The sequence below is a fragment of the Citrobacter amalonaticus genome (assembly GCF_018323885.1).
Classification (GTDB): Bacteria; Pseudomonadota; Gammaproteobacteria; order Enterobacterales; family Enterobacteriaceae; genus Citrobacter_A; species Citrobacter_A amalonaticus.
In genome coordinates, this window is sequence record NZ_AP024586.1 from 108,951 (window position 1) to 133,427 (window position 24,477).

The 24,477-nt window shown below is 55.3% G+C and carries 18 protein-coding genes and 1 pseudogene; 17 read left to right on the forward strand and 2 right to left on the reverse strand.

What is annotated here, in order from left to right:
* The first annotated feature begins 94 nt into the window (after positions 1-94).
* From KI228_RS22895 to KI228_RS22935, 9 genes are all read left to right on the forward strand, one after another.
* Complete coding sequence (locus tag KI228_RS22895) at positions 95-364, forward strand: hypothetical protein (RefSeq protein ID WP_141227354.1); 270 nt, start codon at positions 95-97, stop codon at positions 362-364.
* The gene (gene traH, locus KI228_RS22900) at positions 357-1,721 is read left to right on the forward strand and encodes a conjugal transfer pilus assembly protein TraH (RefSeq protein WP_141227355.1); all 1,365 of its coding nucleotides are present in this window, start codon (positions 357-359) and stop codon (positions 1,719-1,721) included. The genes KI228_RS22895 and traH overlap by 8 nt, the downstream gene beginning before the upstream one ends.
* Positions 1,721-5,113 (forward strand): conjugal transfer mating-pair stabilization protein TraG, encoded by a 3,393-nt coding sequence (traG, locus tag KI228_RS22905; protein WP_141227356.1) that lies wholly within the window; start codon positions 1,721-1,723, stop codon positions 5,111-5,113. The genes traH and traG overlap by 1 nt, the downstream gene beginning before the upstream one ends.
* Before the next feature lie 15 nt (positions 5,114-5,128).
* Positions 5,129-5,722 (forward strand): hypothetical protein, encoded by a 594-nt coding sequence (locus KI228_RS22910; protein ID WP_141227357.1) that lies wholly within the window; start codon positions 5,129-5,131, stop codon positions 5,720-5,722.
* Positions 5,723-5,821: 99 nt separating this feature from the next.
* Positions 5,822-6,553: a conjugal transfer complement resistance protein TraT gene (gene traT, locus KI228_RS22915; protein WP_046887002.1), complete on the forward strand. Its 732-nt coding sequence runs from the start codon at positions 5,822-5,824 to the stop codon at positions 6,551-6,553.
* Positions 6,554-6,738: 185 nt separating this feature from the next.
* Positions 6,739-7,092 (forward strand): hypothetical protein, encoded by a 354-nt coding sequence (locus tag KI228_RS22920; RefSeq protein WP_249413430.1) that lies wholly within the window; start codon positions 6,739-6,741, stop codon positions 7,090-7,092.
* A 113-nt stretch (positions 7,093-7,205) separates the two neighbouring features.
* Positions 7,206-9,734 (forward strand): type IV conjugative transfer system coupling protein TraD, encoded by a 2,529-nt coding sequence (gene traD, locus KI228_RS22925; protein WP_141227358.1) that lies wholly within the window; start codon positions 7,206-7,208, stop codon positions 9,732-9,734.
* Entirely contained in the window at positions 9,731-15,181 is a 5,451-nt protein-coding gene (gene traI / locus KI228_RS22930; RefSeq protein ID WP_212807603.1) for a conjugative transfer relaxase/helicase TraI, read from the forward strand. The genes traD and traI overlap by 4 nt, the downstream gene beginning before the upstream one ends.
* Before the next feature lie 24 nt (positions 15,182-15,205).
* On the forward strand, positions 15,206-15,655 hold the full coding sequence (locus KI228_RS22935) for a DsbA family protein (protein ID WP_141227247.1): 450 nt from the start codon (positions 15,206-15,208) through the stop codon (positions 15,653-15,655).
* Positions 15,656-15,853: 198 nt separating this feature from the next.
* Here the strand turns inward: KI228_RS22935 and KI228_RS22940 are convergent, their stop codons facing one another.
* Both KI228_RS22940 and KI228_RS22945 read right to left on the reverse strand, forming a co-directional pair.
* A complete protein-coding gene (locus tag KI228_RS22940) occupies positions 15,854-16,858 on the reverse strand; it encodes an IS110-like element IS5075 family transposase (protein ID WP_000427614.1) in 1,005 nt (334 codons plus the stop codon).
* Positions 16,859-16,936: 78 nt separating this feature from the next.
* A pseudogene (locus KI228_RS22945) lies at positions 16,937-17,480 on the reverse strand (Tn3 family transposase); the annotation flags it as partial.
* A 182-nt stretch (positions 17,481-17,662) separates the two neighbouring features.
* Between KI228_RS22945 and KI228_RS22950 the strand changes: the two are divergent.
* The 8 genes from KI228_RS22950 to KI228_RS22985 all read left to right on the forward strand — a co-directional run bounded on the left by KI228_RS22950 (position 17,663) and on the right by KI228_RS22985 (position 24,450).
* Complete coding sequence (locus KI228_RS22950; RefSeq protein ID WP_040063686.1) at positions 17,663-18,130, forward strand: DUF6789 family protein; 468 nt, start codon at positions 17,663-17,665, stop codon at positions 18,128-18,130.
* 31 nt (positions 18,131-18,161) lie between these two features.
* A complete protein-coding gene (locus KI228_RS22955; protein ID WP_154708701.1) occupies positions 18,162-18,302 on the forward strand; it encodes a hypothetical protein in 141 nt (46 codons plus the stop codon).
* A 157-nt stretch (positions 18,303-18,459) separates the two neighbouring features.
* Positions 18,460-18,756 (forward strand): BufA1 family periplasmic bufferin-type metallophore, encoded by a 297-nt coding sequence (locus KI228_RS22960; protein WP_040063687.1) that lies wholly within the window; start codon positions 18,460-18,462, stop codon positions 18,754-18,756.
* A gap of 31 nt (positions 18,757-18,787) precedes the next feature.
* A complete protein-coding gene (gene bufB, locus KI228_RS22965; protein WP_040063688.1) occupies positions 18,788-19,675 on the forward strand; it encodes an MNIO family bufferin maturase in 888 nt (295 codons plus the stop codon).
* Positions 19,647-20,447, forward strand: coding sequence for an HvfC/BufC N-terminal domain-containing protein (locus KI228_RS22970; RefSeq protein ID WP_052318399.1), 801 nt, complete (start codon positions 19,647-19,649; stop codon positions 20,445-20,447). Before bufB ends, KI228_RS22970 begins: the two co-directional genes overlap by 29 nt.
* Positions 20,444-20,947: a DoxX family protein gene (locus KI228_RS22975; RefSeq protein WP_052318400.1), complete on the forward strand. Its 504-nt coding sequence runs from the start codon at positions 20,444-20,446 to the stop codon at positions 20,945-20,947. Before KI228_RS22970 ends, KI228_RS22975 begins: the two co-directional genes overlap by 4 nt.
* 291 nt (positions 20,948-21,238) lie before the next feature.
* Positions 21,239-23,383, forward strand: a complete 2,145-nt coding sequence (locus tag KI228_RS22980) for a dihydrolipoyl dehydrogenase family protein (protein ID WP_040063690.1) — start codon at positions 21,239-21,241, stop codon at positions 23,381-23,383.
* Entirely contained in the window at positions 23,380-24,450 is a 1,071-nt protein-coding gene (locus KI228_RS22985) for an FAD-dependent oxidoreductase (RefSeq protein WP_040063692.1), read from the forward strand. The genes KI228_RS22980 and KI228_RS22985 overlap by 4 nt, the downstream gene beginning before the upstream one ends.
* Positions 24,451-24,477: the final 27 nt, after the last annotated feature.

The following is a 24,477-nucleotide window of genomic DNA, read 5'->3' on the forward strand; positions in this document are numbered from 1 at the left end:
CGCGCTGATAACCGAGTCGTCACCAATGAGCGCCTGAGACAGCGCCAGCATTCCCCGCTTATACCTCATTAATGTAATACCACCGGACTATAACATGACTACAAATTCGTATGCGCTGTCGCGTACCGAGCGCGTGTGGCTGCTGTTCAGCGTCACGCTACTCGCAGCCGCGACATTCTATGGTTTCCTCGCCGCCCGGGTTGTTCGTGCCATGTCCCGGCCTGAGCTGACCACGTACCTGCAGGACTTTCCGGTCCTGCTGCTTATTTCCCTGAGTGCCGGCTTCATTTTCTGTACCGTCGGCCATTACGCACTGCGCGTTTCCCTGAAAGAGAGAGCCCGGGAGGAGGTCAGGCATGGTTAAGTCACTTCTCACGGCGGCAGGTATTTTTATAGCCGGCCTCGCCGCGCTGCCGGTTCAGGCCGACGTCAATGGCGACCTGAACGGCTTCTTTGGGAGTCTCGGCTACAGCGGCAACGTTTCCCAGGCACAGGCCTGGCAGGGGCAGGCGGCGGGCTACTTCTCCGGCGGCTCGGTTTATCTGCGCAACCCGGTCAAAAACGTGCAGCTGATTTCGATGCAGCTGCCGTCGCTGAACGCCGGCTGCGGCGGCATCGATGCGTATCTGGGCTCGTTCAGCATGATCAGCGGGGAGGAGATCCAGCGCTTCGTGAAACAGATCATGAGCAACGCAATGGGCTACGCCTTTGACCTGGCGCTGCAGACGATGGTTCCGGAGCTGAAGCAGGCGAAGGACTTCCTGCAGAAGCTGGCCAGCGACGTCAACTCGATGAACATGAGTTCCTGTCAGGCCGCACAGGGGATCATCGGCGGACTGTGGCCAGTAACCCAGGTATCCCAGCAGAAAATCTGCCAGGACATTGCCGGCGAAACCAACATGTTTGCCGACTGGGCGGCGTCCCGACAGGGCTGCACCGTGGGCGGCAAAAGTGACTCGGTGACCGCGAAGGCCAGAGATGACCAGAAAGACCAGGTGCTGAAGAACAAGAACCTAATCTGGGACACGCTCAGCAAGAACGGCATGCTTTCGGGCGACCGCGCCCTGAAAGAGCTGGTCATGAGTACCGTCGGGTCCATCATCTTCAATAAGGACGGGGATGTCACCATCCTGACCCCGCTTGTTGATAACCGCGACCTTATAAAGGTCCTGATGCGGGGCGGTACGGCGAAGGTATACGGCTGCGACGAAGCGTCGCTGTGCCTAGCCCCGGTCGTGACCAACATGTCCATCACCGAGTCCACTGCCCTGGTGACGAAGGTGAAAAACCTGATGCTCTCCATGCAGAGCAAGCTGGTTGATGATAAGGCGCTGACCGATGAGGAGAAGGGATTTGTGAACACTACCTCGGTACCGGTACTGAAATATCTGACCAACGCCCAGAGCATGGGCATGAGCGCCACCTACCTGCTGCAGGTTTCTGACTTTATCGCGCAGGACCTGATGATCCAGTACCTGTCGGAGCTGGTCAAACAGGCGAGCCTGTCGCTTGCCGGCAAGAACTTCCCGGAAGAGGCCGCCGCGAAACTGCGCGATAACGTGCTGCACGCCCAGGGGTTACTTGCCGACATGAAACTGCAGTCCGCTGCAGACCAGAACGCGCTCGACGGCATTGACCGCAACATGCAGTACCTGCAGCAGCAGGTATCCACCATCGTTTCAGGCTCGTACCAGAGCAACTACCACTGGGGTGATCGCTGATGCTTGAGATATACACAATTTACGGCGGGGGGATGTGGAAGACGGCGTTTGACGCCGTTGTCACCCTCATTGGCAGTAATACCTTCAGCACCCTGATGCGCATGGCCGGCATCTTTGCGGTGCTGGCCGTCATGCTGACGTTTGTTAAGCAGCGCAACCCGATGGTGTTCGTGCAGTGGCTGGCGATTTTTATGCTGATCAACACCATCCTGCTGGTTCCGAAGCGCACCGTGCAGATCATCGATATCTCAGACCCGGCGGCGGTCTGGAAAACAGATAACGTACCGGTGGGCCTCGCGGCCATCGCCTCGCTTACCACCAGTATCGGGTTTAAAATGTCGACCCTGTACGACACGCTGATGGCGCGCCCGGACTCGGTGACCTACAGCAAAACGGGGATGCTGTTCGGCTCCCAGATTGTGGCCGATACCAGTGATTTCACTACCCAGAACCCGGAGCTGGCACAAATGCTGCCGGACTACGTGGAGAACTGCGTGATTGGCGACATCCTGCTGAATCACAAGTACACGGTGAATCAGTTGCTCAACTCAACTGATCCGCTGGGGCTGATTACCAGTCAGCCGAGTCCGCTGCGGGGCATCTTCAGAACAACCTCATCGACGCGTGAATTCCTCACCTGCCGTGATGCCGCGATACAAATCCGTACGCTGGCCAACACTGAGGCAAATACCACCAGTGCCACCTTCACCATGCTGACGCGAAGGATCTTCGGCAACCGTGTGAATGGTGCCAGTCTGCTGGCCAACGCGATGAGCGAAAGCTACGGCTACTTCTACGCGGGTGGCATGAGCGCGGCGCAAATCATGAAAAACAACATCACCAACAGCGCAGTGCGTCAGGGGGTGAAAGGGTTTGCTGCGCGGTCGTCAGATACCGCGAACCTCCTGAACCTGGCCACAGAAAACTCAGCAACGAAACAGCGCCTCAGCTGGGCGGCCGGCAATGCCCTGGCGACCCGCACGCTGCCGTTTGCGCAGTCACTGCTGATGCTGATTCTGGTGTGCCTGTTCCCGCTGATGATTGCGCTTGCGGCGAGTAACCACAGCCTGTTCGGACTGAACACCCTGAAGATTTACGTGGGGGGCTTCATCTACTTCCAGATGTGGCCGGTGATGTTCGCCATTCTGAACTACGCCTCAAATTTCTGGCTGCAGTCCAGGACTGGCGGTACCGCGCTGGTGCTGGCCAATACCGACGTGGTGGCGCTGCAGCACTCTGATGTGGCGAACCTGGCCGGGTATCTGGCGCTATCCATTCCGGTGCTGGCGTTCTTCCTGACCAAAGGTGCAGCGGCTATCGGTTCGCAGGTGGCGGGCAGCGTGCTCAGCTCGGCGGCGTTCGGCTCTGCCGGCGTGGCGGCGACCACGGCAGACGGCAACTGGTCGTTTAACAACATGTCGATGGACAACGTGAACCAGAACAAGATGGACACTAACCTGGTGCAGCGACAGGGACAGCAGACCTGGCAGGCAGATAACGGCTCGACGCAGACCCAGACCGCCGGTGGCCATACCGTCATCGATGGCGCGGGCGCCATGTCTAACCTGCCGGTTAACATGCGTCTCAGCCAGCTGGCCAGCAGCGGGTTCCAGGAATCCGCGCGGAAGGCTCAGGTTGAGGCTCAGTCCTCGCTGGACGGCTACAACCACAGTGTTACCAGCGGCTGGTTGCAGCTTTCACAGCTGTCTAACCAGACTGGCAGCAGCGCCAGCCTGAACAGCGGCACGGAAAACAGCCAGACCGCCAACGCATCACGCGGTGCCAGCATGATGATGTCGGCCGCTGAAAGCTACGCGAAAGCTAACAATATCTCCACGCAGGAGGCCTATAACAAGCTGATGGACATTAGCAATCAAGGCAGTATATCAGCAGGAGTAAAAGGTTCTGTTGGAGGCGGTATAAATCTTGGCGTGGCTAAATTTGGGGGCGAAGCATATACCAACGGAGAGCTGCGCCATGCCACCGGTAGCTCTCAGGGAACTCAGGAAACAAACAGTAATTCGTCTGATTCTAAGCATGATCAAAACAGTCAGACCGTGCAGGACTTTAAGCAAGGGATGGATATGGTTACCAGTAGCCGCGTAACGGACGGCAGCAGCCAGACGGAGAATGCGGCAACCAGCAACGTCCAGCAATTCGCAGCGACGCTGAACGATGCCCAAAGTCAGTACCATCAGTTCACAACCAGTTCGACGCGCAGCGACGAGTACAGCCGTATGGCTACACTCGCGCAGAACGAAAGCGCCAGCCTCGATACCAACTACACGCAGGAGTTTGTGGACTGGGCTTCTCAGCGCTACGGCGATAAAACGCAGGCTATGCTGACCAGTGCGCCAAGTGCACGCGAAGCAGCAATGGAGTTTGTGAATGAACGTCTGAAGCCTGAGATTATGGGGGACTACAGGCAGGGACGTTCGGATCTGGAATCCGGTGCTGAGCATGAGGCATTTAGTGGTGCTCACATCGTACAGCCTTCATCTGCGACATATCAGCAGGGAGCTTCGACAGCTGGCAGTGGCGAAGGCGTACAGTATACGCCGGTAGACCAGGGTGCCGGGACCCACTCAACGCAGGCCGGAACATCACAGGCTAACCCATCCCTGGCCGGTACGATGTTACACAGCGCGTCAGCACTGAACAGCAATCAGAGCAGCCAGCGCGCAGGTGATGGCGACAGCACTCAGCTGCGTAGTGAGAGTCACCCGTCCGCCACATCGACGTCCACCCCATCCCTGACAGGTTCGCTATTAAGCAGCTCGTCAGCACTGAACAGCAATCAGAACAGCCAGCGTACAAGCGATGGCGAGAGTACTCAGCTGCGTGGTGAGAATTACCAGACAGGGAACCACCAGAACCCTCCGGCCCAGCAGTACGGAAGTCAGAGGCCAACCGTGATAAACACACCAGAAACCAGCGCGACACAGGTAACGGGTCAACATGGAGGCGGTTCGTCAGTCAGTGTGAATCCACCTTCCTCATCCGGCAGTCTCGCCAGTCAACCGCACGGGGTAATTTCGGGTGGTCCAATGGATAGTTCTCAAATGGAAAGGGCGTTTAAAGAGAACCAGACGAAGCTGGAACAGCAGGCAAATCATGGTTTTGAACCAAAAAATACTCTTCAGCGTCAGGCAGCCGAACAAAGATCTGCAAATGAGCAGAAAATCAACGAATCTGCTGGAGAAATTAATAAAAACCGATCCACTGTTCAGACATCCAGTGATATATTAAAAGGAGCACAAGACAATGCTAAAAGTAATTTCGCTACGGGATATGCTAAAGAGAGAGAAAATCAAGGCATGGAAGATGCTTCAAAACCTACTGATAATACAAGCAAGAGGCTTGAAGAGTTGAGAAAGAAATCAACTAACTAAGTATGGAGGGGTAAAATGGTATTAAATGGCGATGTTAAGAAAGAAATTTCTGAAATGATATCGGGTATAAATCGAGATGACAGAACTCTCGCCTCATTTGCTGATGCTTTCAAGTTGGTATCGTTTTACCCCTTGCTAATGTTAGGCTCCAACGTTATCGCTTGGTTGGCTTTCTATCTAAAGGCGATAATGGAAGGAGATAATAGTGGGCAGCCATCATCTTTCTACTATGAAGCTTTGCAGTTGATTATGAATTATGGAGGTTGGTTATCATTAGGGGTTACATCGCTGTTAAGTATCATTTTTGTACTTATGTATTTAACTCCGATTCTTCTATGGCTATCCATCCCAATCGATATTAGAGATAATTCAAAAATCCTTCTGCTAATTAAGAATGGAATTGTGAAGGTGGGTGGCTTAGCATTGATCATCGGTTCTGCTTTGTCCTTCGCCGGAGTTTTAATGGGCGATTTGCGATTTATTAAATTTTCAATCCCAGTAGTGTTTTTCATTTCGATGTTTGCTTTTACCATTTTTATTACGCTTCAAAGCATTCGTTTCGGCTTGGGCCCGTTAATGGGCGCGGCAAAAAAACTCATCAGCAAGTAAAAATTTCGCTTAACTAAACATTTCCTTATATCTGCCGATAACAACCTGGTTAACGCTCTGCCGTTAACCGGGATGATTTTCTATGCACAGGATGAACTCATGAAATTAAAACAATATGCAGTCGTTGGCTTAGTGGCTTCCACCCTCGCACTTTCTGGCTGTGGCGCAATGTCTACCGCCGTTAAAAAACGTAACCTCGAAGTCAAAACCCAGATGAGTGAAACCATCTGGCTGGAGCCGTCTTCTGAACGCACCGTTTATCTGCAAATCCGTAATACCTCTGACCAGGATATGTCCGGTCTGCAGGCTGAAATAACCAATGCCATTACGGCAAAAGGTTATCGCGTGACGAACTCACCGGATGACGCTTATTACTGGGTGCAGGCGAACGTGCTCAAGGCTCAGAAGATGGATCTGCGCGAGTCTCAGGGCTTCCTGCAGACAGGCTATGAAGGTGCCGCAATGGGCGCCGCGCTGGGTGCCGGCATCACTGCATACAATTCCACTTCCGCTGGCGCCACGCTGGGCGTTGGTCTGGCTACCGGTCTTATTGGCATGGCCGCTGACGCGATGGTCGAAGACGTGAACTACACGATGGTGACCGATCTGCAGATTTCCGAGCGCAGCAAAGCAAAAGTGACCACCGATAACATCGCCGCGCTGAGGCAGGGCTCCTCCGGCGTGAAGGTCCAGACAAGCTCTGAGCAGGGCAACCGTGCTAAATACCAGACCCGCGTTGTTTCAAACGCAAACAAGGTCAATCTGAAGTTTGAAGAGGCTAAACCTGTGCTTGAAGCGCAGCTGGCCAAATCTATCTCCGGTATTCTGTAATGCCTCACGGCTGTGGCCGCCGCCGCAGCCGGCTTCCCCCTGAAATGCGTTAATCTCGTGCCCGGTTCAGTTCGGGTGCGTCAGTGCCTTCTTTTGCATCCGTGACGTTTCGCTTCCTCGCATGACTGCGCCTGCGCAGCCCTGTCTGCGGCGAGCGCTGCATATACAGCCTGAAGGGCGTCTCCATGTACACAACATTCATCCCCTGCACCGGGATGCCGCAGGAGAGCATCATGAACCCTGAAAAACGTGAATACGATCTGGCCGGTTTACTGAGCCTTATTCAGCTGGAAAGTGAGCTGACGATAGCCGTCGCTTCTCTTAACGTCTTCGGTTCACTCCCGGAGGTGCAGAGTCTGCATCTTGTTGCGGGCTGGGCCGGCTATGAATACACCCTTTATGGCCTGGCGCCGGGGGCGTGGCATTCAGCAGCTTACGCAGAAGTGGCCATGTCGGTTCGTGATATGGCTGCCTGCATTAACCATAAGGACTGGGAAGACGGCTGTCTGCAGGCCAGATATGAGATGAGCCTGCTTTAATACACCGGACAACACACCTTCGCAGTACGCTTTTTTCAACAACGCTGTTTTCCCTTTTCTCCTTCCAACGTACATCACCGCACTGGTGATGCGATAACTCACGGGTATTTTCTATGAGCTTCGCGGGTAAAAACCTCACCCAGGGCGGGCAGATGACCGCCTACCGGTGGCGCATGTTCCTGCAGGTGAATAACTGGATCAGCTTCTGGGTATTCATGCTGTTTGCAGGTCTCGCCGCCATTATCTTTTTCCTGAGCATTCCCCGGGAGACGCTGGATAACGGCTCGCTCTGGTGGTTTGCGTGGATGAACAACAGTTTTATCGACCTGGTGCCATCCAGTACGGCAAAACTGTACGACGTCCATTACTGGTACGCCCCGACCGCCACGCAGATGGTGCTCAAAATGACCCTGCCGCAGGTTTATGCCGATCCCTATATGCAGGCGATGGGCAACCAGCTTCAGGACGAACTGACCTGGGCGGCCATCTGCAGCGGCATTTTCAGCGCTGTCGTCTTTGTAGGGGCAATCTGGTACATCACTGGTATAGGCCGCAGGGAGAGTGAAGACGAGTATATCTCCGGCATGTTGCTGACGGATAAGCCTGCTGAGGTGAACCGGCTGCTGCGCAAGAGTGGCGAAATGTCTGACCTGCGGGTGGGCGACCTGCATATGGTCAGAATGGCCGAGGTGATGAACTTCCTGATGCACGGTACCATCGGTGTCGGTAAATCGACGCTCATTCGCTGGCTGCTTGACTACATACGCAAGCGCGGTGACCGGGCCATCATCTATGACTCCGGCTGCACCTTCACCGAAACCCACTACAACCCCGCTACTGACTTCATTCTCAATGCCCACGACGAACGCTGCGCCAACTGGCAGCTGTGGGGAGAATGTATCGATGCCGTGGACTACGACAACATGGCTGCCAGCCTGATCCCGGTTGAGGGTGATTCGGACCCGTTCTGGGTCTCCAGCTCCCGCACCATCTTCGCTGACCTGGCTATTCGCATGTCAGTTGACCCGGATAAAAGTATTGAGAAGTTCCTCAAAACCCTTCTGTCGCTCAGCATGAAGAGCCTGCGGGATTATCTGGCCAACACGCCCTCCGCCAACCTGGTGGAAGAGAAAATTGAGAAGACGGCCATCTCCATCCGATCGGTGGTCACCAACTACGCCAAAGCGCTGCGCTACCTGCAGGGGCTGGATGATGGCAGCAAGCCGCCGTTCACCATCCGGGAATGGATGACACAGGAACGTTATGACAGCAGCTGGCTGTTCATTTCGACCCAGGCCCGTCACCGCAAAAGTGTGCGGCCACTGATATCCCTGTGGGTGTCGCTGGCCACCATGATGCTGCAGAGCATGGGTGAGAACAGCGACCGGCGCGTCTGGTTCATCATCGACGAAACCCCGAGCCTGCAGCGCATTCCGGAGCTGGCAGAAACCCTGGCCGAGGCCCGTAAGTTTGGCGGCTGTTTCGTGCTGGGGATGCAGAACATGGCGCAGCTGGTACACGTCTACGGCCGCGAACTGGCCAGAAGTATCTTTGACCTGATGAACACCCGCATGTACGGACGCTCACCGAGCGCCGAAATGGCCAAAGTGGTGGAAGAAGAGCTGGGCAACCAGCGCCGGCGCAAGATACGCGAGCAGAACAGCTACGGTCTGGACCAGGTGCGTGACGGGGTATCACTCGGTAAGGACGAAGTACATGATCCGATCGTCGATTACGACAAGGTCATGAGCCTGCCGAACCTGAGCTTTTACGTGCGCCTGCCCGGCGAATACCCCGTGGTACGTCTGAAGCTGAAGTACCGGGAGCAGAAGAAGCGCCATCCGGGCCTGATAGAACGCAATATCCGCGATGCGCTGAGTCCTGAACTGGAAAAAGTTATCCAGGAGAACGAGCGTACCGCCGTGTCCGCTGGTCTGTCGTTCCCGACCGGCGAGGAGATCATGGAGAAAGCACGTCCGGCCGTTTCTTCCGCACCGGTATCAGCGACTGCTCCAGCTTCAGTGCCGGTAACACAAACAGCAGTGTCACCCGTAAAACCCGCCGTTCAGTCTTTCCGCCGCGAAAAAGTGCGTACTGCCCATGTCGGGCCGGTTGTCACAAGCGAGGTGGCAGAGCCAGTCCCGACAGCTTTCACCGCCGGACCGGAGACGCCATCAGACGGGACGAAGCACACGCCAGTGACAGGAACTGTCACTGCAGAAGAAATAAAACCCGTTCACACACCGCCGCAGATTAAGGCATCAGAAACGGTCCCGGTCATGCCGGCCGCCCTGCAGAGCCTGCGAAACCGGACCGGTACACCAGAGCCTGCCGCCACGTCAGCCCTGAGCATGCTTCATCGTGCTCGTCAGCGTCCGGCAGCGGCCAGCGACGATCCCCGGACGGAAGAGAGTGGCGGTGAAACCCTGTCGCTCGAGATGCAGGTCACCGAAAACGCGGACGGCGGCCTGAGCGTCACCACGGCAGGTGCGAAGCCGGTACCGGAAACCCCGGAAGAAACCCATCACGAGAATCGTCGTCTGGCACGCGAGGAAGAGAACATCCTGCGTCACCGTGACCCGGACGATCCGGGATACAGCGATTACGACCAACACTATGAAGACAGAGAGCCAGAACTATGATGTCAGTCGCCCCCGTAGCGTCGGCAAGCGGTGCCGCCGGCTACTACAGCAATTCCGATAACTACTATTTTCTCGGCAACCTCCAGAGTCTCTGGCTGGGTGAGGGGGCGAAAGCCCTCGGCCTTGAGGGGAATGTGCGTGCCGATGCCCTGACCGCCGTGCTGGAAGGTCGTCTGCCGGATGGCTCCCGCCTCGGCAAGGAGATCAACGGCAACCACGTTCACCGTCCCGGCCATGACCTGACTTTTTCCGCTCCCAAAAGCGTGTCCATTCTGGCCCTCATCGGAGAAGACAAGGCGATGCTGGACGCGCATAACCGTGCCGTCAGGGTGGCGGCCGGCTACGTTGAAAAACTGATCTCGGCTCGCGATACCAAAGACGGCGTCACCTCCATAGTGCATACCGGCAAGATGGTGGCGGCCGCCTTCACTCACGATACATCACGTAACCTCGATCCGCAGCTGCACACCCACCTGCTTGTGGCCAATATGACGGAGCTGTACGGCAAATGGAAAGCGCTGGCCACTGACTACATCCACGACGCAGGTTTTATCGAGACGGTCATGAAGATGCAGGTGACGCTCGGAAAAATCTACCGCAGCGCCCTGCGCCAGGAGGTTGAGGCGCTGGGACATAAGGTTGAAGAGGTCGGTAAACACGGCATGTGGGAAATTAAGGGCGTGCCGGAGGAGGTGCGGGAAGATCTGTCCTCCCGTGGCCGGGAAATAGAGGGGGCCGTCGGCGCGGATGCCACGCTGCGCAGCCGTGACGTGGCAGCGAAGGACACGCGTCAGGCGAAGGTGGACCCTTCCCGCCTGCGCCTGATGGAGCGCTGGCTGGGCCAGCTGAAGGATAAAGGCTACGATCTGAAAGCCTATCAGGCCAGCGTCGTGCCACGTGAAGATGCTTCCCGGGAGGTGCGTCCGCAACCGGTGAAATCAGAGCCGGAAATGCCTGGCAGGGAAATATCTGCCAACGTGCCGGAACGACAGATGCAGGCAGCGGAGCCAGCCGGAAAACATGCAGAGAAAGGCGGTACTGCGCCTGAGCAAAGTGACGTGACTGCACCGTCATCATCCCGCCAGCCTGCACCGCAGCCGGTGCTGAGTGGCCCGGGCCCGGTGCTGCAGCCGGCGGGTATGACACAAACGCAGCCGTCAAAATCCCTGCAGCCCTCACAGACGCCAGCGCTGGCACCGGAAGTGATGCAGTCCGTGCAGATGGCCATCTCCCAGCTGAGCGACAGCCGGACCCGTTTTACCTTCGGTGAACTGATGCTGACGACTGCAGAACTGAGCGAACAGCTGCCGGATATGAACGTCATTCGCCAGGCCATCGATGCTTCCCTGAAGGACGGCTTAATTGTGCCGCTGGACAGCGAGAAGGGCGTTTTCACCTCGCGCATTCACCTGCTGGATGAACTTTCCATTCAGGCATTGAGTCAGGAGCACCTGAAATCCACGTCCGTGGTCAGCTTTGCGCGTCCGGAACAGTATGCCCCGCCGGCGCTGGCGGTGGTGGAGAAGGACGCCCTGGTACTGATGAATGCGCCCTCCGGCGTAGCCGGTATCCGTGACCTGACCGCGCAGCTGACGGGTATCTCCGTGGCGCAGGGCCGGGAAGTGCAGGTGCTGGCCAGCTCTGCCGAGCGTGCCATTTCTCTGGCGAAATCCGACACGCTGCGCGACCGTCTGGTCAGTCGCCAGCAGGTGCTGAGCGGGGAGCTGCAGCTTAAACCCCAGAGCACGCTGATTATTGAAGGGGCTGAGCGACTGGGGCTAAAGGAAACGCTGGTCCTGCTGGGCGAGGCCCGGGCACAGGATGCGCAGCTGGTCTTTCTCGACAGTGCCGGCCGTCAGGCGAACGGCAATGCGATGTCGGTGCTCGAATCTGCTGGCGTGGCCCGCTCACGGCGCACCGAGCCGGCACCGGGACTGGAAGCCGAAGTGGTAAGCATTGCCAACAAGCGCGACCGCTACGAGGCACTGGCCACCCGCTTTGCGGACCTGAGTGGCGGCACGGAAAACGTCACCGCCGTGGTTGTGGGTAAACGCGAACAGGGTCACCTGACCGGACTCATCCGCGATGCACTGCAGAACGCCGGCCAGCTGGAGCGCAACGGCATCAGCATCGAGGCCCGTTCCCCGGTCTGGCTCGACAGCAAGACCCGTCGTATGCCCGGCTCGTATCGTCCTGGTATGGTGCTGGAGAACCGAAGCGACGCGAAAGACCGTCAGTCCTTTGTTATCGACAGGGTCCATGAAGACACGCGCATGTTGTCCCTGGTTGACGGTGACGGCGTCCTGACCCGGATGAAAATCAGCGAGGTCACCGCCGACTGGCGCCTCTTTAACAGCGAAACCCTGAATGTAGCCAGCGGAGAACGCCTGATGGCCGTCGCCGGCGACCGTGAGCATGGGCTGAAAGCAAAAGACCGTCTGGAAGTCACCGGTATCAGTGAGAAGGGTATCGAAGTGACGCGCGGTACCGATACGCTGGTACTGCCGAAAGACCGGCCGCTGTATGTGACCCATGCCTATGTCAGCGCCCCGGGAAGTCGCGATAACGACAGCGGCGTGGTGCTGGCCGCGCTTAACAGCCGCGATATCTCGTCACAGACCATGAATTCCCTGGCACAGAGTGGCCATCGCGCGGAAATCTTCACCGCCGAAGTCCAGGACCGTGCCGAAACGCGCCTGCAGCGTATGAAAACCAACGCCTCACCCGTACAGCTGGTCCGGAGCCTCAGCGGCAGAGAGGATGTCAGCGAGGCGGTCGGAAGCCTGCACGATGCCGTACGTACCGATGCAGGGCTGGCGGTCTGGCGTGCGGTGAACGACCAGAGAAGCGTGGTCTTCAGCGAGCTGAAGCTGGCGGAAGCAGCGGAGAAATATCACCCGGACTTCGGGGAAGTGGGGAACGAAATCAGCGCGATGGTAAAGGACGGAGAACTGCTGCGGGTGTCCGTGCGCGGGGAGCCGCAGCTGATAGCCCGCTCCACCTGGGAGATGGAGAAATCCATCCTGCGCACGGTGGAAGCGGGTAAAAATACGCAGCAGCCGCTTCTCGATAACGTGCCGACGGCGGTGCTGAGCGGTCTGACTGGCGGGCAGAAGCAGGCAACGACGCTGGTTCTCGGCAGTACGGACCAGTTCATCGGTATTCAGGGCTATGCCGGGGTGGGGAAAACAACACAGTTGAAAGCCGTGGTTGCCGCGCTCGATACACTGCCGGCAGATACGCGGCCGCAGCTGACCGGACTTGCCCCGACGCACCAGGCCGTAAAGGAAATGAGCGACGTCGGCGTGCGCGCCCAGACTATCAAGTCCTTTATCGTGGAGCACGATCAGGCGAAAGCCGCAGGCGAAAAACCGGACTACCGGGGGCAGGTGTTCCTCATCGACGAGTCCTCGATGGCCGGGAACCAGGACACCGCCGCGCTGTTTCAGGCTATAGCGGCCGGAGGCGGCCGCGCGGTCTCGATGGGGGATACCGACCAGTTCGAGGCGGTTGATTCCGGGGCACCGTTTAAGCTGATGCAGGAGCGCAGCCCGATGGACGTGGCCATCATGAAGGAAATCGTCCGCCAGAAGGTCTTGCAGCTGCGCGGTGCGGTCCATGACATCATTGACAACCGCATCGGCGCTGCCCTCAAGCGTATTGAGGCTCAGCCGGCCGACCGTATCGCCCGGGAAGCCGGTGCCAGTGCGCCACAAAGCGCGTTTGAGGAAACGGGAAGTCCGGTAGAGGATATCGTCAGTGACTGGACGGGCCGCACGCCGGATGCCCGGGCGCGCACGCTCATTATTACCCAGCTGAACGCCGACCGTAACGCGGTCAATGCCGGCATTCATGAGCAGCTGGCCAGACGCGGGGAGCTGGGCAAAGAGGCCGTCATGGTCCCGGTGCTGGATAAAATCTCGCACACCCGGCATGAGTTCAACAAAACTGCTGCATGGGACGCTAACCTCGTGGTTAAACGCGGCGATCGCTACCAGGACGTACTGGCCGTCGACCGCAACGGCAACACGGTTACGGTGCGCGATGATGAGGGTAAGATTGGTCTGTACTCGCCAAAAGAGCTTATCACTGGTGACGTGCAGCTGTTCCGGCGCAGTCAGATAGAGGTGCGATCAGGCGATCAGCTGCGCTTCACGCTGACGGACCGCGAACATGGCCAGACCGGGAATCAGCGCTTTACCGTGGAGGCAGTCAGCCCGTCAGGGGATATCCGGCTTAAGGGGGATAAAGGCGGGGTGATCATTAATCCGGGCAACACACGGGCGCAGCAGCACATCGACTACGCCTGGGCGGTGACCGGCTACGGCGCACAGGGCGCGAGCACGGACTACGTCATATCACTTGAAGGTACCGAGGGCGGCCGTAAGATGCTGGCCGACAAGCGGGCCTTCTACATCTCTGCTTCGCGTGCAAAGGAGCACGTGCAGATTTACACCGACGGCAAGGCAGACTGGACAAAAGCGGTTGCCGCGCCGGAGCGGGATATCAAAACCGCGCACGACGCGCTGGCCCCGGAGACGCAACGTCAGCAGGCGAGAGCCATCTGGGCAATGGGACAGCCGGTGACAAAAACTGCCATTGGTCGTGCCTGGGTGAGGCATCAGGGCATGGGTGAGGCCACGCTGACGGCAAAAATCATCCCGGCGACCCGCCGATTCCCGGAGCCGGCACTGGCGCTACCGGTATACGACAACAACGGGAAAAGCGCGGGACTGGCGCTGGTCTCCCTGGTTTCCAGCCCGAAGGGCAGACTGACGCAGGGCAACACCCGCATGGTGATGACGGAACGGGCACGCGGCGCAGTGCTGCAGCGAAGCCAGTCCGGCAATACGGTCGTTGTGGACGATCTGGCGGCCGCGCTGGATGCGGTCAGAACGCACCCGAAGGACGGGGTGGTGTGGCAGACCGGGCCGGAGGCGCCGTCAGCAAACCTGCTTAAGGTCAGCGGGGGAGTACGGGAGGATGAAGGTCTGCGGATTAACCTGAACAACCTGACCGGTCAGGAAGAACAGCAGCGCCAGAGCGAACTGAAGCTGGCAGAACAGGCCCGCGAGCAGGAAGCCGCCCGTCAGCAGCTGAACGATAAACGCGACATCGTGCTGCCGGCAGAGGAGGCCGTGAAGCTGCGTCCGGAAGAACTGAATCCGGCGAAACCAGAGCCGGTGATACCCGACCTCGGGGTTCTGGCCAGCGTACGAGACAGTGAGCGACCGGACGGGCGTGAGATGCAGCTGGCAGACAATGTGCGTAAGGAGAACGCGCTACCGGATAAATCCCTTAATGAAGAGAGCAGGGCGTCCCGCGTCGTTGCCGATCTTGCGCGGGCTGAGCAGGATATGGTGCGCCAGACCGGTGACAACGGCCGTGGCCGTATGCCTGAAATCGAAGAGCAGACCCTCACCCGCACCATTCAGAAAGAACGTTAATCGGAATAAACGAGAGAGAACGACATGAAACTGAGTACCTTAACCGCTTTAATAGTTACAACATACGTTGGTATTAATTCAATGGCGCAGGCCTCGGCTCCTCAGCCAGTCTTCACTCCAGAGCAGGAAGCGAAGATCGGCGAGATTGCCGCAGAATACCTGGTGGCGCACCCGGAAGTGCTGGTTGTCGTCAGCCAGAAACTGCAGGAGCAGCAGGAAGCACGGCAGCAGCTGCAGTTTGCTGTCAGGGTCATGGATAACCAGGCAGCACTACTGAACGACGCGGATACGCCGGCCTTCGGGCCGGAGAATGCAAAGGTTGCCGTCATCGAGTTCTTTGATTACCAGTGCATTCATTGCAGCTCGGTGGCACCAGAGCTGGAAAAAGTCATGAAGGGGTCCGCTTGGAAAACGGAATCTATGGTCACTCCCGTTTTTGCAACACCGATTTTGACGACAAGTTGGCTTGCTTGAATCTATCCGGCGTCTGAATGGGATTTTATTCCCGCGCCTCGATGAGTTCCGCGCCTGATGAACCTCCAGAAAATATACGGCTTCAATGAGCCTTTCCGTTTTACAGGTTCCTCAACAGGCCGGTGGGCCGTTAGTATCATCAATATCAGTATTCGCAAAACCAGATGAATGATTGTTTAAACTGGTGTATTTCTGCCTTTATGCTTCGTAAGTTTGCTGTCGCGCCGTCAGTGCCCAGGCTATTCTGGCCAGCTTGTTTGCCAGAGCACAGGTGACGACAAAGTTGCTTTTCCGACACAACAACTCCCTGACCCAGTCGGCCAACTTGCCAGACTGGTGTTCCAGTTTTTGTATGAATACCCTGGCACACTGAACCAACAAAGTTCGGATCTTTTTGTTGCCCCGCTTGCTAATCCCTAACAATGTCGTCCGACCTCCCGTGCTGTACTGTCGGGGTACCAGCCCTGTTGCCGCCGCAAAGTCACGGCTGCTGGCGTACTGCTTCCCGTCGCCAATCTCAGTTGAAATAGTACTGGCAGTCAGCGTTCCAACGCAGGGAATACTCAGCAAGCGCTGTCCAACCTCATCTTCGTCCAACTTTCGTTTCAACTGAGATTCCAGATCTTTAATCTGCTCAACAAGATAGTGATAATGCTGTTGTAATTTCAGCAGTAACTGGCTGAGATAAAGAGGCAAACTACTGTCCTCAAGAAGGGTACTCAGTCGACTAATAACGGCAGCACCTCGCGGAACGCTGATACCAAATTCCAGCAGAAAAGCATGCATCTGATTAGTTGTTTTCACCTTATCCTGAACCAGGGATTCACGGACACGATGCAGAGCTCGCATTGCCTGCTGAGATTCGGTTCTGGGCTGCACGAAACGCATAGATGGACGTGATGCTGCTTCACAGATAGCTTCAGCATCAACGAAGTCATTTTTGTTGCTTTTAACGAATGGGCGGACAAATTGCGGTGATATCAGCTTTGGAAAATGCCCTAACTCTGCCAGCTTGCGTGCCATAAAGTGAGAACCGCCACAGGCTTCCATCGCGATGGTTGTTGCCGGGCATGTCGCCAGAAATTCGATTAGCTTTGGTCGGGTGAATTTTTTACGGTAAACGGCCTTCCCACGATGATCCTGACAATGAATATGGAAAGAGTTCTTACCCAGATCGATACCAATAAGCGCAATGTTTTCCATGATGGTTCTCCGAATGAAAGCCTGTCCTCAGCATAGTACTGGGAAGGAGGGAGTGACCATCTCATTAAATATCCTACGCTAAGCCTGTTTATTGTATAGGCTACTATCCACTGAGCGTAAGGCGCGATATTTACTCTGTCCCAGTTTGAGTTTTTTTTCGCCAGACGTAATCGCCTCTCAGGTTGATATGTTCCCATCCCAGCGGGGACAAATGGGTAATCAGTTGCTCATTAATCGGTATCGCTTTCCGTCTCAAAGAATTTATCGCTCTTTCTATATATACCGTATTCCACAGTGAGATCGCCGCAATCAGCAGCGTCATACTGCTGGCTCGATAGTAATGAATCTCCACCCCCCGATCTCTGATTTCGCCCAGCCGGTGTAAAAAAACGCTCGGGCAAGGGCATTGCGCGCCTCACCTTTATTCAGCCCCGCCTGTGCACGTCGACGCAGTGAAGGATCCCTGAACCAGTCACCTTTCGATACGCCTAATCTCTCTCAGCGCCTTTGCCAGACCATTCTGTTTCGGATGACTTGCCAGCTTTTTCATCATCAGTGATGCTGATACCGTTCCCTACTTTATAGAACTTGCCAGACGCAGCACCTTGTGGCAGTGCGTTTTCCCGCCCGCCAAGCGGAACACAAGAAGATAATTCTTGATCACCATCACTTCAATTTTCATTTTTTTTACTTCTCCCCGAATCCTTTTCCCTTGTTCCCCCCTCTTATTGGGTAATGGTATGGCGCGACATCGTCCAGCCCTTAAATCCGGAGTAACCACTTCCCTAAAGATAGAGGAAAAATATGAATCGTTATCTGAAATCCATGGCAGCAGGCTTCATCGCAACCATCGTGCTGTCTGCTCTGATGGTGATGAAAAGTTCTATGGGCATCATGCCCGAACTCAACCCCGTCGGCATGCTCAGCGGTATGGCTCACTCCATGATGGGTATTTCTGCGGGGCTGAACATTGGTTGGCTCGCTCATTTCATGATCGGCACGGTACTCTGGGGGCTGCTTTTTGCGCTGTTGTATAACCGGTTGCCGGGGCAAAGTGCCACAAAGAAAGGACTAATGTTCTCCGTACTGGCCTGGTTGTTGATGATGTTAATACCGATGCCCATGGCCGGTGCCGGATTCTTCGGCATAACACTGGGTATTATGGCGCCGGTGATGACACTAATACTGCATCTGATTTGGGGGGCTGTCCTTGGTTACACTTACGGACGTATGACAACTTCCCCGTTAACGCAGGGACACCCTGCCGAATAAACAGGGAGGGATACCTGACAAGGATTAAACTATGAAAGACGAAAACACTCCAAAAATCGGTGCCTACTGCGGACTGGATGGACAAAATTGCCAACCCTGCATTGTCTCCAGGGTATTGCTCATCATTGTCGTGGGATATGCACTTTTTTACCTTTTTGCCGCCCTGAAGTAACAGGTAATAGCCATTCGTTATCGGATAGTCGACAGTGAGTAATCAGGTTCTCAGCGAGTGTCTTTTCATGGAGGCACTGCCGAGTCAAAAGGCTCCCCGATACGTTTAATGGGGCCATTTTATCCCGTCACAAAGTGACATTCATAGGAACACTGACATGAAAAAACACACCGCTGCTGTAGTTGCCCTGGCGCTGGGGAGCGTACTGGCTTCCGCATCGACGACAGCCTTTGCCGCCGACAAACCGGCTATGGAGAAATGTTTTGGCGTAGCCCTGAAAGGAAAAAATGACTGTAAGGCAGGGGCAGGTACGACCTGTGCAGGAACAGCCAAAAACGATTATCAGGGAAATGCATTCAAAATGGTACCTACCGGTACCTGCCTGAAAACTGACTCATCCACATCGCCAACCGGTAAAGGTCAGTTACAGGCCTTTACCGAAAAAGCGTCCTGATAATAACCCGTCACTCAGGGAGGCCACCAGAATGACTGCCATAAACCCGATGCCAGCTCTTTATGATGGTCACCCTGCCAGGGCGATAAACCATCATCTCCCCCTGCGCGCAGGAACTGGCCTCAAACCCCAGCATTTTTCAACAATAATTGATGACCAGCCGGATATAGGTTTTTTTGAGGTCCATGCCGAAAACTATCTCGTTGCGGGCGGACCGCTTCACCACTATCTGCAACGTATTCGCAGACACTACCCGTTGTCTATTCATGGTGTTGGCATGTCTATTGGAGGGCAGGCCCCCCTGAACAGAGCCCATCTGGAGGAAGTTTCCAGGTTGGTCCAACAATATCAGCCGGCCGCTTTTTCGGAGCATCTGGCATGGTCAACACATCAGACACATTTTCTCAATGACCTACTGCCCTTGCCATACACCAAAGAAACACTCCTGCGTGTGTGCAGCCACATAGATCAGGTCCAGGAGAAGCTGAAGCGTCCGATTTTGTTGGAAAATCCGGCTACTTATGTTGAGTTTGCTGCATCGACTTGGTCCGAGACTGCTTTTTTAACCGAGATCCTCAGCCGGACCGGATGCGGCCTGCTGCTTGATATTAACAATCTTCATATTTCCAGCATTAATCACCATTATGATGCCGTTACAATGTTACAGGAACTTCCCACTGAGCATGTGGGGGAAATACATCTGGCTGGTCACACCCAATCTCTGGACAGTATGGGGGCACCATTGCTGATAGACAGTCATGACTGTCAGGTATCCGACCCAGTCTGGGCGCTTTATAAAACAGCACTGCGTCATACCGGCCCGGTTGCCACGATCATTGAATGGGACAGCAATATTCCCGCATTTTCAGTACTGATGGAGGAGGTTAAGCGTGCAGACTATCACCTGCGATCCCTCTGAGCCTGATTATGAATCAGCCTTCGGCTATCCGTTACTGAGGCCAGAACTTGAAGCACCACTAGGATTACGGACCTGGAATGGCAGCGATCCGGCACAGCGTTATGGAATTTATCGTAATAACGTTATGGTTTCACTGACCGAAGCCCTTGCGGATAATTTCCCGACGATACGTACTCAGGTCGGGGAGGCCTTTTTTACCGCCATGTCCGCCTGCTATATCCGGCAACACCTGCCAGACTCACCGGTACTGGCGTTCTATGGTAGCAACATGCCGGCGTTTATTGCGGCCTTTGAGCCGCTGAGAGATTATCCTTGGCTTAGCGACCTGGCGCGGATGGATATGGCATTTATTCGCGCCTCGCATGCCGGGGATGCGGCTGCACCGGTGTATTCTTCTCTGCCGGAAGAACTCATGATGCTTAAGGTCGTACTGCATCCATCTCTGCAGCTGATGTGCTCATCCTGGGCCATCTTTTCTTTGTGGATGCGTGACCGCGACGGGGACCAGGGAATGGAAACTGAATTTGTTGATCCTGCTCAGCCGCAGAGTGTCATGCTGTTTCGCCCGCACCTGGATGTTATGGTCCAGCCAATACAGTTGGCCAGTGCCCGATTCGTTGATGCACTGATGGCAGGTAAAACGCTAATGAAGGCACTGGAGGACGGTCTGGACTGTGATGCAGCTTTTGAACCCACACTCATTCTGCGGGGGCTGATACATCGCGGACTGGTTTTGAATTTTTCACACGATGTTAACGGAGAGACTTTATGAAGTGGGCTGCACATTGCCGCGGATGGCGCACCTCCCTGCAGCAAGGAACTGCGCGCTATGCCAGTGAGGTCGTTGCGATACTCGCCAGACTTGGACTGGCGGCCACCTTCTGGTTGTCGGGACAAACAAAGGTTGACGGACTGCATATCAATATTCTGGGAGGCGAGCCCCTGCAACTGGGATGGCCGCATATTACAGCGGGTACCTTGGCTTTGTTCCGCAATGAATATCGTCTGCCCGTCCTGCCTCCCGAGATTGCGGCAGTCATGGCGGCTAGTGCCGAGCATATACTGTCATTCCTGCTTGTCATCGGGCTGGCGACTCGCCTTTCCGCCGCCGGTATTCTGAGCATGACACTGGTGATCGAGGTGTTTGTGTACCCCGATGCCTGGCCGACGCATGCCCTCTGGGCAACTTCATCTCTTTTTCTTATAACAAACGGGTCCGGTCACCTGTCACTCGACTGGTTGATATTCCGTGGGATTAATCGCCAGAAGTGAACCGCTACGCCGCCACAGGGGGTGTGGACGACATGACTGATTTACTGATACTCAAAGGCGAAACATGACTGAGTAAACCCTTCACCGATCCGCAGAGCAACTGGACCTACGCTGCCATCACAAAAAGCATGCATACCCGTTTTTCGGCAACCAGACTTTTAAGAGGGCCGTTTGCAAATCGAAAGTTGTTATACATTGAGCTCTTTTAATGGTCGGTGTATTTCACTATGAAATTGATTTTAATGCAGTTTATAAGGCTCTGTAAGTTTACTTTGACAAAGGGTGCAGCATATGAATTTAGGCAAGGGATTATTATTGGTTGCCATATTTATTTTGGCCGGGCTTTTTCTATTTTACTCATCAGGCCACATTCTGAGCCTGGCCGGAATAAAGAATAGCCAGGCTGCATTAAACCACTGGGTGGTTAACAGACCGCTGCTATCGGGGTGCTTGTTCTTTCTGTTATATGTGCTGATCACAGCACTTTCCTTACCCGGCGCAGTGCTGATGACTTTGTTGGCTGGTGCACTATTTGGTTTAACGGTCGGAACTCTACTGGCTTCCTTTGCTTCTACATTGGGTGCCACATTGGCTTTACTGATGAGCCGATTCCTGCTACGTGGATGGATACAGCAGCGTTTTGCCCGACGCCTGATGGCAATTGACACGAATATTCATCAAGGGGGGGCTTCCTACCTGTTTGCACTGCGGCTGGTACCGATATTTCCATTCTTTCTAATCAATTTGGCAATGGGGCTCACTCGATTGCCTGTTTCAACGTTTTGGTGGGTGAGTCAGTTAGGCATGTTGCCCGGTACGTTGGTGTACGTCAATGCAGGACGGGCTCTGGGGCAATTAGAATCGCTGACAGATATTATCTCCCCCGGGATAATTGGCGCTTTTGTCTTGCTGGGGCTACTCCCGCTAATTTCTCGCAGGGTAATAAATCATTTAAATGCCCGTAAACGTGACAAACCATGGCCAAAACCACGTCATTTCGACCGTAACATCATTGTGATCGGCGCAGGTTCCGGTGGATTAGTGTCCGCCTATATCGCGGCGGCAGTGAAAGCAAAGGTCACATTGATCGAGAAAGGACCTATGGGCGGAGATTGTCTTAATACCGGGTGTGTACCTTCCAAAGCATTAATCCGTGCGGCCCGGCTGGCGCACGACCTGACAAAGGCATCCGCATTGGGATTCCGGCATGTTGCTGGCGAAGTGGACTTTTCTGCGGTAATGGAAAGAGTCCAGCAGGTGGTGCAGCGCATAGAGCCACATGATTCAGTGGAACGCTATACTCAGCTTGGTGTGGAAGTCATCTCGGGGGCTGCCACCGTGACATCACCTTGGCATGTCACGGTGAACGGGCGGCAGTTAAGTGCCCGCTCTCTGATCATTGCCACCGGCGCTCGACCGGTTATTCCTGTTATTCCCGGTATAGAACACATCGCGCCGCTGACGACGGAAAATATCTGGATGCTGCGTGAGAAACCGCAACGACTGCTCATTCTGGGGGGGGGGCCGATAGGCTGCGAACTTGCTCAGGCTTTCCAGCGTTTAGGGTGTGCCGTAACGATGGTGGTCAGAGGTGAACGTCTGCTCAAGCGTGAGGACCGATTGGCCGCTGAAGTAATCATGGATAGTTTGCGGGCCGACGGTGTGGATCTGCGATTGGCACATCAGGCACAGCGTTTCGTTTGTGAAGGGCATAAGCAATGGCTGGAATGTCGTAATAAGGTTGATGGTAGTGACGTTGTGCTGCCATTCGACCGGGTGTTACTGGCTCTGGGCCGCCGGGCCAACGTGAGTGGCTTCGGGCTGGAGACACTGTCGTTGAAAATTCGGGACGACGGTACGCTTGAAACCGATGACTTTCTGGCCACCCGTTTTCCGCATATCTTTGCAGTCGGAGACGTCACTGGTCCGTATCAGTTCACCCACGCGGCTGCACATCAGGCGTGGTATGCCGCGGTGAATGCCTTGTTTGGCTCATTCAAACGCTTTCCCGTGGATTACCGAATTATGCCGCGGACCACGTTCACCGATCCGGAAGTCGCGCATGTAGGGCTTAATGAGCAAGAGGCTCAACAGGCCGGTGTGGCCTATGAAACCACGTGTTTTAATCTGGCTGAGCTGGACAGGGCCATTACAGAAGATGCAGCCCACGGCTATATTCAGGTGCTGACTGCACCTGGAAAAGATCGCATTTTGGGTGCGACTATCGTGGGGGAGCAAGCTGGTGAACTTATCACCGAATACGTCTCAGCCATGAAACAGGGTTATGGGCTAAATAAAATATTGGGCACTATTCATGTTTACCCAACGCTGAGTGAAGCAAATAAGTATGTAGCCGGAGAGTGGAAGCGCAATCATGCACCTCAACGCGTGTTGAGCTGGTTAGCGCGTTTTCACCAATGGAGTTTAGGGCGATGAAAACCTTTGGGACGCTGCTGATTGGTGCCGGTCATGCTCATTTGGAGGTATTACGCCACTGGGTTGACGTGGGCGCGCCGTTCGGCGATGTTGCTTTACTGTCACCTTCGCCCGATGCCTGGTATTCAGGCATGCTCCCGGGATTACTTGCTGGACGCTATCAGTCCGAACAGTGTCGTATTCCATTAAGCCCTCTTTGTCTCGCAGCAGGAGTGACGTTGATGCAGGGGAAGATGATAGCACTGGATGCGCAGACTGGCCGCGTTAGTTTGGAAGATGGACGTTTACTACAGGGGGAATGTGTGTCCTTGAATACCGGCGCGGCATTGCGTTCTCCGCACAATCTTTCATCCGTAATGGACGTATTGCCGGTGAAACCCTTTGCCGACTTTTTGATTCGCCTTGCACACTGGCAGCGGCATCCGGGATCCCTGGCAATAATTGGCGGGGGCGCCGCGGGTGTGGAGCTGGCACTGGCTATGTCGAATCAGACGCCGTCACTGACTCTGTTCTGTTCAGATATGCTGTTAGGCTCGCATGCTCCCGGGGTACGCCAACGTGCGCACTACCACCTGAAACGGGCGGGAGTGCAAGTGCAGGAACATTGCCCAATAGATGCAATCCAGGGAAACGGTCTGTTGAGTGGACAACAAATTGTTTGGGAGGGTAATCGGGTACTCTTGGCCAGCGGGCCTGCGCCCGCATCCTGGTGGCAATCTTCCGGATTATCCTGTGATGATCGTGGATTCATTCAAATCACTACCACGCTACAAAGTGCATCGCATCCACATGTTTTTGCAACGGGTGATTGCGCAACGCTCCCCGATACGCCTAAAAGTGGCGTATATGCGGTGCGACAAGGGGCAGTCTTGGAGGAAAATTTGCGCCGCGCAGCACGGCAGGAATCATTGAGGCCCTTCAGGCCACAATCTAGAGCAGTGGCACTGCTGGCCGATGGTCAAGGCGGCGCCATAATGAGTTGGGCTGGTTTAAGCGCAGAAGGGAAATGGGCCGGGGTATGGAAAGATATTCTCGACCGGCGATTCATCCAACGGCACAGTCTATGACTGTCAACGTAATTTCAACAGGGTGGA